At 68.8% G+C, this 6,925-nt stretch carries 6 protein-coding genes; 2 read left to right on the forward strand and 4 right to left on the reverse strand.

Annotation, left to right across the window (positions count from 1 at the left end):
* The first annotated feature begins 16 nt into the window (after positions 1-16).
* A complete protein-coding gene (locus A5673_RS23710; protein WP_068238315.1) occupies positions 17-703 on the forward strand; it encodes an aminodeoxychorismate/anthranilate synthase component II in 687 nt (228 codons plus the stop codon).
* Here the strand turns inward: A5673_RS23710 and pknB are convergent.
* From pknB to A5673_RS23730, 4 genes are read right to left on the reverse strand one after another with little or no spacing between them, the layout of a single operon-like run.
* Positions 681-2,558, reverse strand: a complete 1,878-nt coding sequence (gene pknB / locus A5673_RS23715; RefSeq protein WP_068238317.1) for a Stk1 family PASTA domain-containing Ser/Thr kinase — start codon at positions 2,556-2,558, stop codon at positions 681-683. The two genes, A5673_RS23710 and pknB, sit on opposite strands and share 23 nt — an antisense overlap.
* Positions 2,555-3,832: a serine/threonine-protein kinase gene (locus tag A5673_RS23720; RefSeq protein WP_068238320.1), complete on the reverse strand. Its 1,278-nt coding sequence runs from the start codon at positions 3,830-3,832 to the stop codon at positions 2,555-2,557. The genes pknB and A5673_RS23720 overlap by 4 nt, the downstream gene beginning before the upstream one ends.
* Positions 3,829-5,307, reverse strand: coding sequence for a D,D-transpeptidase PbpA (gene pbpA / locus A5673_RS23725; RefSeq protein ID WP_068238322.1), 1,479 nt, complete (start codon positions 5,305-5,307; stop codon positions 3,829-3,831). Before pbpA ends, A5673_RS23720 begins: the two co-directional genes overlap by 4 nt.
* On the reverse strand, positions 5,304-6,713 hold the full coding sequence (locus tag A5673_RS23730; protein ID WP_068238324.1) for an FtsW/RodA/SpoVE family cell cycle protein: 1,410 nt from the start codon (positions 6,711-6,713) through the stop codon (positions 5,304-5,306). Before A5673_RS23730 ends, pbpA begins: the two co-directional genes overlap by 4 nt.
* An 18-nt stretch (positions 6,714-6,731) precedes the next feature.
* Here A5673_RS23730 and A5673_RS29305 point away from each other — a divergent pair.
* On the forward strand, positions 6,732-6,925 hold a 194-nt coding region (locus A5673_RS29305), incomplete at its 3' end, for a hypothetical protein (protein WP_156748549.1).

The raw sequence follows: 6,925 nt of genomic DNA on the forward strand, positions 1-6,925 counted from the left end.
ACGGTACCCTGACACGATGCGGATCCTGGTTGTCGACAACTACGACAGCTTCGTGTTCAACCTGGTCCAGTACCTGGGCCAGCTCGGCGTCGAGGCCGACGTGTGGCGCAACGACGACGCCCGGCTCGCCGACGAGAACGCCCTCGCCGCGCAGTTCGATGGCGTCCTGCTGAGCCCCGGCCCGGGCACCCCGGAACGCGCGGGCGCGTCGATCGCCCTGGTCCGAGCCTGCGCCGAGCGGCGCACCCCACTGCTGGGAGTGTGCCTCGGCCACCAGGCCATCGGCGTGGCGTTCGGCGCCACCGTGGACCGCGCGCCGGAGCTGCTGCACGGCAAGACCAGCAGCGTGTTTCACACCAATGTCGGTGTGCTGCAAGGACTTCCGGATCCCTTTACGGCGACGCGGTACCACTCGCTGACGATCCTGCCGGAGTCGTTGCCGTCGGTGTTGGAAGTCACGGCCCGCACCCGCAGCGGCGTGATCATGGGCGTGCGGCACACCGAATTGCCGATTCACGGTGTCCAGTTCCACCCGGAGTCGATCCTCACCGAGGGCGGGCACCGAATGCTGGCGAACTGGCTCGCCTATTGCGGCTGGACGCGCGACGACACGCTGGTGCGCCGGCTGGAGAACGAGGTGCGCGCCGCGGTCCGGCCGTACTTCCCGGACGACGCCGCGGCTACTGGCCGAACTTCAGCGTGATGATCCCGTCCCGGTTGCAACCGGCCCCGGCCGGCGGGTTCTGATAGACGACCCGGTGCGACTGGGCGCCGCCCGCGTCGACGTCGGGTCCCTTGTCCAGCACCCCGGTCCAGCCCAAGGCGCGCAACCGCGGTTCGGCGTCGGTCCAGAACATGCCGGTCAGGTCCGGCATCAGGAATTGGTTGCCCTTGGACACCTGGATCTCGATCACCGAGTCCACCGGAACCATCTGGCCCTTGGGCGGATTCGTGCCGATCACCTCACCGGCGGGTCGGGGGCTGTCCACCGAGGTCTGGCTGAACTTGGTGAACCCATAGACGGTCAGGTTCTTCTGCGCGACGTCGACGGTCTGGCCCGCGACGTCGGGAACCTGCTTAGTTTCCGGTCCGGAGCCGACGATGACCGTGATCACGTTCGTGATCGCCGACGTCTGGTTGGCCGGCGGGTTGGTCCCGATGACCTTGCCCAGCAGCTCGGGGCTCGACGGTGAGTTCGCCTGCTTGAACTTGCTGAATCCGGCCGCTTTGAGCTTGCTGACCGCATCGGCGTAGCTCAGGGAGGACACGTCGGGCAGTTCACGTTGCTCCGGTCCGGTGGAGACGTTGATGGTGATCTCGTCGCCGGCGCTCACCGACGCATTGGCGCCCGGGTCGGTGCTGATGACGTGATCCGGCGGAACCGTGGAGTCCGGCTTCTGCAGCGTCCGGGTCTTGAAGCCCCGGTTCTGCAGCGCCGCAATGGCATCGGCGGATACCTGCCCGCGCATGTCGGGCACGGTGACGTCGCGGGTGCTGCCACCGAACGTGTTGAACGCGATGACGACCACGATCGTCAGCACCGCCAGCGCGGCGACCGCGACAACCCACCGGCCGATGGAACCGCCGGGGGCACCGTCGCGGTCGGTGTCGTCGAGGGCCTGGCGCGGCAGCGGGTCGGTGCGCGGGCCGTGGCCTGCCGCGGATGACAGATACGAACTGCGCTCGGCGTCGGTCAGCACCTTGGGCGCCTCGGGCGGCTCCCCGTTGTGCACCCGCACCAGGTCCGCGCGCATCTCCGCCGCGGTCTGGTAGCGGTTCTCCGGATTCTTGGCCAGCGCCTTGAGCACGACGGCATCCAGGTCCGCGGAGATGCCCTCGTGCCGCTTCGACGGCGGCACGGGGTCCTCGCGGACGTGCTGGTAGGCCACCGCGACGGGCGAGTCGCCGGTGAAAGGCGCTTCGCCCGTGAGGATTTCGTAGAGGACGCAGCCGAGCGAATACACATCGGAGCGGGCGTCGACGGAGTCACCGCGCGCCTGTTCGGGTGACAGATACTGAGCGGTCCCGATCACCGCGGCGGTCTGGGTGACGCTGTTGCCGCTGTCGGCGATGGCGCGGGCGATGCCGAAGTCCATCACCTTGACCGCGTTGGTGGTGCTGATCATGATGTTCGCCGGCTTGACGTCACGGTGGATGATGCCGTTTTGATGGCTGAAGTTGAGGGCCTGGCAGGCGTCGGCGATGATCTCGATGGCCCGCCGGGGCGCCAGTGGGCCGTCGGTGTGCACGATGTCGCGCAGCGTGACGCCGTCGACGTACTCCATCACGATGTAGGGCAGCGGGCCGGTGGGCGTATCCGCCTCGCCGGTGTCGTAGACCGCCACGATGGACGGGTGATTCAGCGCCGCGGCGTTCTGCGCCTCGCGCCGGAAACGCAGGTAGAAGCTGGGGTCGCGGGCGAGGTCGGCGCGCAGCACCTTGACGGCGACGTCGCGATGCAGGCGCAGGTCGCGGGCCAGGTGGACCTCGGACATGCCCCCGAAACCGAGGATCTCGCCGAGTTCGTAGCGGCCGGACAGCGGCTCGGGCGCGGTCATTGCGGCGTTTCGGGCCGGGCCGGCGGGCTGCGGTGCAGCCCGGACTTGGCGACGCTCCCGCGGTCCGGCCAATCCAGTCGCAGGCTCGGTGCGGACCCACTGGGCGTGCTGCTCGGCGGCGGCGGCGCCGTCGCGGGCGGGGTCCCGGTGTCGGTGACCGTCGGGGGTTGCTGCTGCTGATCCGTGCGGGAATTGATGACGATGATCACCGCGATCAGGATCGCCAGCGCGCCCAGCACGCCCGCCGCCCACAGCAGTGCCCGCTGACCGGACGAGAAGGTGCGCCGGGCCGGGGGCCGCGACCGGCCGGTGGACGGCCCGGACCGGCGGACCGGGGCGCTGCGGCCCGCGGTGACGGGCGCCCGGGTGTGCGGGCTGGACGGAATGGACGCCGGTGAGGCCCGCCCCGGCGGCGGCGACTGGCTCGGCCGCGGGGGCCGGCGCCCGGCCCGCACCGCCGCGACGGCGTCGGCGAACGGTCCCCCGCTGCGGTAGCGCATCTGGGGATTCTTGACGAGGGTGATCTCGATGAGCTCCCGCACGTTGGGCGGCAGTTCGGCGGGCAGCGGCGGCGGCGGTTCCTTGATGTGCTTCATCGCCACCGTCAACGCGCCGTCACCGCTGAACGGCCGCTTCCCCGAAACCACCTCGTAGCCAACGACTCCCAGTGAGTAGACGTCGCTGGACGGGGTGGCGTCGTGGCCCAGCGCCTGTTCGGGGGCGATGTATTGCGCGGTGCCCATCACCATTCCGGTCTGGGTCACCGGCGCGGCGTCGACCGCCTTGGCGATGCCGAAGTCGGTGATCTTCACCTGCCCGGTGGGAGTGATCAAGATGTTGCCCGGTTTGACGTCGCGGTGGACCAGGCCGGCGGCGTGCGCAACCTGAAGCGCCCGACCGGTCTGCTCGAGCATGTCCAGCGCGTGCCGCAGCGACAGCCGCCCGGTGCGCTTGAGCACCGAATTCAGCGGTTCGCCGTTGACCAGCTCCATCACCAGGTACGCCGTCCGGCCCTCGCCGTCCAGCTGGCTCTCGCCGTAGTCGTGGACCTGCGCGATGCCGGGATGGTTCAGCATCGCGGTGGTGCGCGCCTCGGCGCGGAACCGCTCGATGAACTCGGGGTCCTGGGAGAACTCCTGCTTCAGCACCTTGACCGCGACGCGCCGGCCCAGCCGGCTGTCCACGGCCTCCCACACCTGGCCCATGCCACCGGTGGCGATCAGGCGTTGCAGGCGGTATCTGCCTGACAGCGTCACACCAACTCGCGGGCTCATGGTCCTCCCTGTAGCGCCGCCTCGATCACCGCCCGTCCGATCGGCGCGGCCAGCGCGCCCCCGGTCGCGGACAGTCGGTCGGCGCCGTTCTCCACCAGCACCGCCACGGCAACCTTCGGCGCCTGCGCGGGCGCGAACGCGATGTACCACGCGTGCGGCGGAGTGTGACGCGGGTCGGTGCCATGCTCTGCGGTACCCGTCTTGGATGCAATCTGCACGCCGGGAATCGCCCCTTTCTGCTGTGCGACCTTCTCGGCGCCGACCATCAGCTCTGTTAGCTTAGCGGCGACCTGCGGCGACACCGCGCGGCGCTGTTGGTAGGGCGCCGTGGTGCTGATGTTCGAAAGGTCCGGTCCCTTGAGGCTATCGATCAGGTAGGGCTGCATGGTCACCCCGGCGTTCGCGATGGTCGCGGCGATCTGGGCGTTTTCCAGCGGCGTCAACGCCACATCCTTTTGACCGATGCTGGACATGCCCAGCGCGGCGGCGTCCGGGATGATCCCGACGGTGGATTCGGCAACCTGCAGCGGAATGACGCTGGGCGTGGTGTCCAGCCCGAACGAGCGCGCCATGCTGCGCAGCGCGTCGGCGCCGGTCATGATGCCCAGCTGGACGAAGGCGGTGTTGCAGGACAGGGCGAACGCCTGGCGCAGCGACACCGTCGGCTCGTTGCCGCACGGCGTGCCGCCGTAGTTCTCCAGCGTGGCGGTGCTGCCCGGCAGCGGAATGGTGGCAGCAGCCGTCAGTTGCTCGGTTTCGGTGGCGCCGGCCTGCAGCGCCGCAGCGGTGGTGACCACCTTGAACGTGGAACCCGGCGGGTAGGTCTCCGAGATCGCGCGGTTCGTCAGCGGGCTGTCCGTGTCGTCGCGCAACCGCTGCCAGGCCTGCGCCTGCACCTCGGGATCGTGCGACGCCAGCAGGTTGGGGTCGTAGGAGGGCGACGACACCATGGCCAGGATCTTGCCGGTGGACGGCTCCAGGGCGACGACGGCTCCCTTGCACGGCGGTCCGCCGCAGCCCTGCTGCATCGCGTCCCAGCCGGCCTGTTGGACCCGCGGGACGATCGTCGTGTCGACGTTGCCGCCGCGCGGATCGCGGCCGGTGAAGAAGTCGGCCAGCCGGCGTCCGAACAGGCGCTCGTCGGACCCGTTCAACAACGGGTCCTCGGCCCGTTCCAGGCCGGCGCTCGAATAGCGCAGCGAGTAGAAGCCGGTGATCGGCGCGTACACCGCCGGATTGGGATAGACGCGCAGGAACCGGAAGCGGCTGTCGGTGGCCACGGAGTAGGCCAACAGCTGGCCGCCGGCGACGATCTGGCCGCGCTGGCGCGAATACTCGTCGAGCAGCACCCGCTGGTTGCGTGGGTCGGCCCGCAGGCCGTCGGCGGCGAAGACCTGCGTCATCGTGGCGTTGAGCAACAGCAGCACCACCAACGCCATCACGGTCACCGAGATCCGGCGGAGAGAGGCGTTCATACCCGCTCGATCACCTCGGTGCTGGCCGCCGCGATCGGCGACGTGTTACGCGCGCGGGTGCGCAGGGGACGACGGGCGCTGTGCGAGATGCGCGCCAAGATCCCCAACAGGATGTAGTTCGCCAGCAGTGACGAACCCCCGTACGACATCCACGGGGTGGTCAGGCCGGTCAGCGGGATCAGGCGCGTCACGCCGCCGACGACGATGAACAGCTGCAGTGCCAGGGTCGACGCCAAACCCGCCGCCAGCAGCTTGCCGAAGCTTTCCCGCGTCGCGATCGCCGTGCGCAGACCGCGCACGATGACGATCGTGTACAGCATCAGAAGGGCCGCCAGGCCCACTAATCCCAGTTCTTCGCCGAACGCGGCGATGATGAAATCGGTCGACGCCGCCGGCACGGTGTCGGGCTGGCCGTTGCCGAGCCCGGTGCCGAAAATGCCGCCGGTCGCAAAGCTGAACATCGACTGCACCAGTTGGTAGCCGCTGCCGTCGGGGTCGGAGAACGGGTCCCACCACATCTGCACCCGAACCCGCACGTGGTCGAAAAGGAAGAACGCCGCAACGCTTCCCGCGACGAACAGCACCAGGCCGATGACGACCCAACTGAACCGCTGGGTGGCGAGGTAGAGCACCACCAGGAACGACGCGTACAGCAACAGCGACGTGCCGAGGTCCTTCTCGAAGACCATCACGCCGACCGAGATCACCCACGCCGCCAACAGCGGCGCGAGATCGCGGGGGCGGGGCAGGGTCATGCCCATGAAATGCTTGCCGACGCTGGTGAACAGGCCGCGCTTGGCGATCAGCACCGCCGAGAAGAAGATCAGCAGCAGGATCTTGGAAAACTCGGCCGGCTGAATTGAGAAGCCCGGGAAGCGAATCCAGATCTTCGCGCCGTTCTGCTCGGACATGGATGCCGGCAGCACCGCGGGGATGGCCAAGAAGACCAGCCCCGCGATCCCGAAGATGTAGCCATAGCGGGCCAGTTGTCGATGGTCTTTCAAAAACGTGACGACCAACGCGAACGCGGCCACCCCCACCACGGTCCACAGCATCTGCTGCGTCGCGCTGGGATGACGGTGGCCGCTCAACTCGTTGTCGACGAGGTCGAGCCGATGGATCATCACCAGACCAAGGCCGTTGAGCAGAGCGACAATTGGCAGCAGCAGGGGGTCCGTGTAGGGGGCGAATCGTCTGATCGCCAAGTGCGCGCCGCCGAATATCACCAGAAAGACCAGCCCGTAGCTGACCAGGTTCCAGCGCAGTCCGCGGTCCTGATTGGCCTGCACGATCAGCAACGCGGCGACGGTGATCAGTGCGGCGAAGCACAACAACAGCAGTTCGGCGTTGCGCCGAGTGGGCAGTGGAGGAGTGACTGCGACCGGCGGCTGGACTTGTGTGGTCATGCCACCGCCCGGCAATCGATGCCCGGCTTTGGTGGTGGTGGCGGGAGCGCGGTCACCGTCTGCGTGGTCGTGGGCGACGTGGTCGCGGGCGCGGTCGGCGCGGTGCTTGTGGGACTGCTGGTCGGGCTGGCGCTGCTGGTCGGCGTGGAACTCGAAGAGGTAGGGGGCGCACTGACATTCGGTTCGGTGGTGGCGGGCGGGGAGGTGGCTTG

This window comes from Mycobacterium sp. E3198 (assembly GCF_001667015.1).
Taxonomy (GTDB): domain Bacteria; phylum Actinomycetota; class Actinomycetes; order Mycobacteriales; family Mycobacteriaceae; genus Mycobacterium.

What these genes read in the sequence shown, in the direction of transcription:
- A5673_RS23730 (WP_068238324.1), bottom strand. Translation starts at nt 6,713, where the DNA reads ATGACCACACAAGTCCAGCCGCCGGTCGCAGTCACTCCTCCACTGCCC.
- A5673_RS23720 (WP_068238320.1), bottom strand. Translation starts at nt 3,832, where the DNA reads ATGAGCCCGCGAGTTGGTGTGACGCTGTCAGGCAGATACCGCCTGCAA.
- A5673_RS23710 (WP_068238315.1), top strand. Translation starts at nt 17, where the DNA reads ATGCGGATCCTGGTTGTCGACAACTACGACAGCTTCGTGTTCAACCTG.
- pbpA (WP_068238322.1), bottom strand. Translation starts at nt 5,307, where the DNA reads ATGAACGCCTCTCTCCGCCGGATCTCGGTGACCGTGATGGCGTTGGTG.
- pknB (WP_068238317.1), bottom strand. Translation starts at nt 2,558, where the DNA reads ATGACCGCGCCCGAGCCGCTGTCCGGCCGCTACGAACTCGGCGAGATC.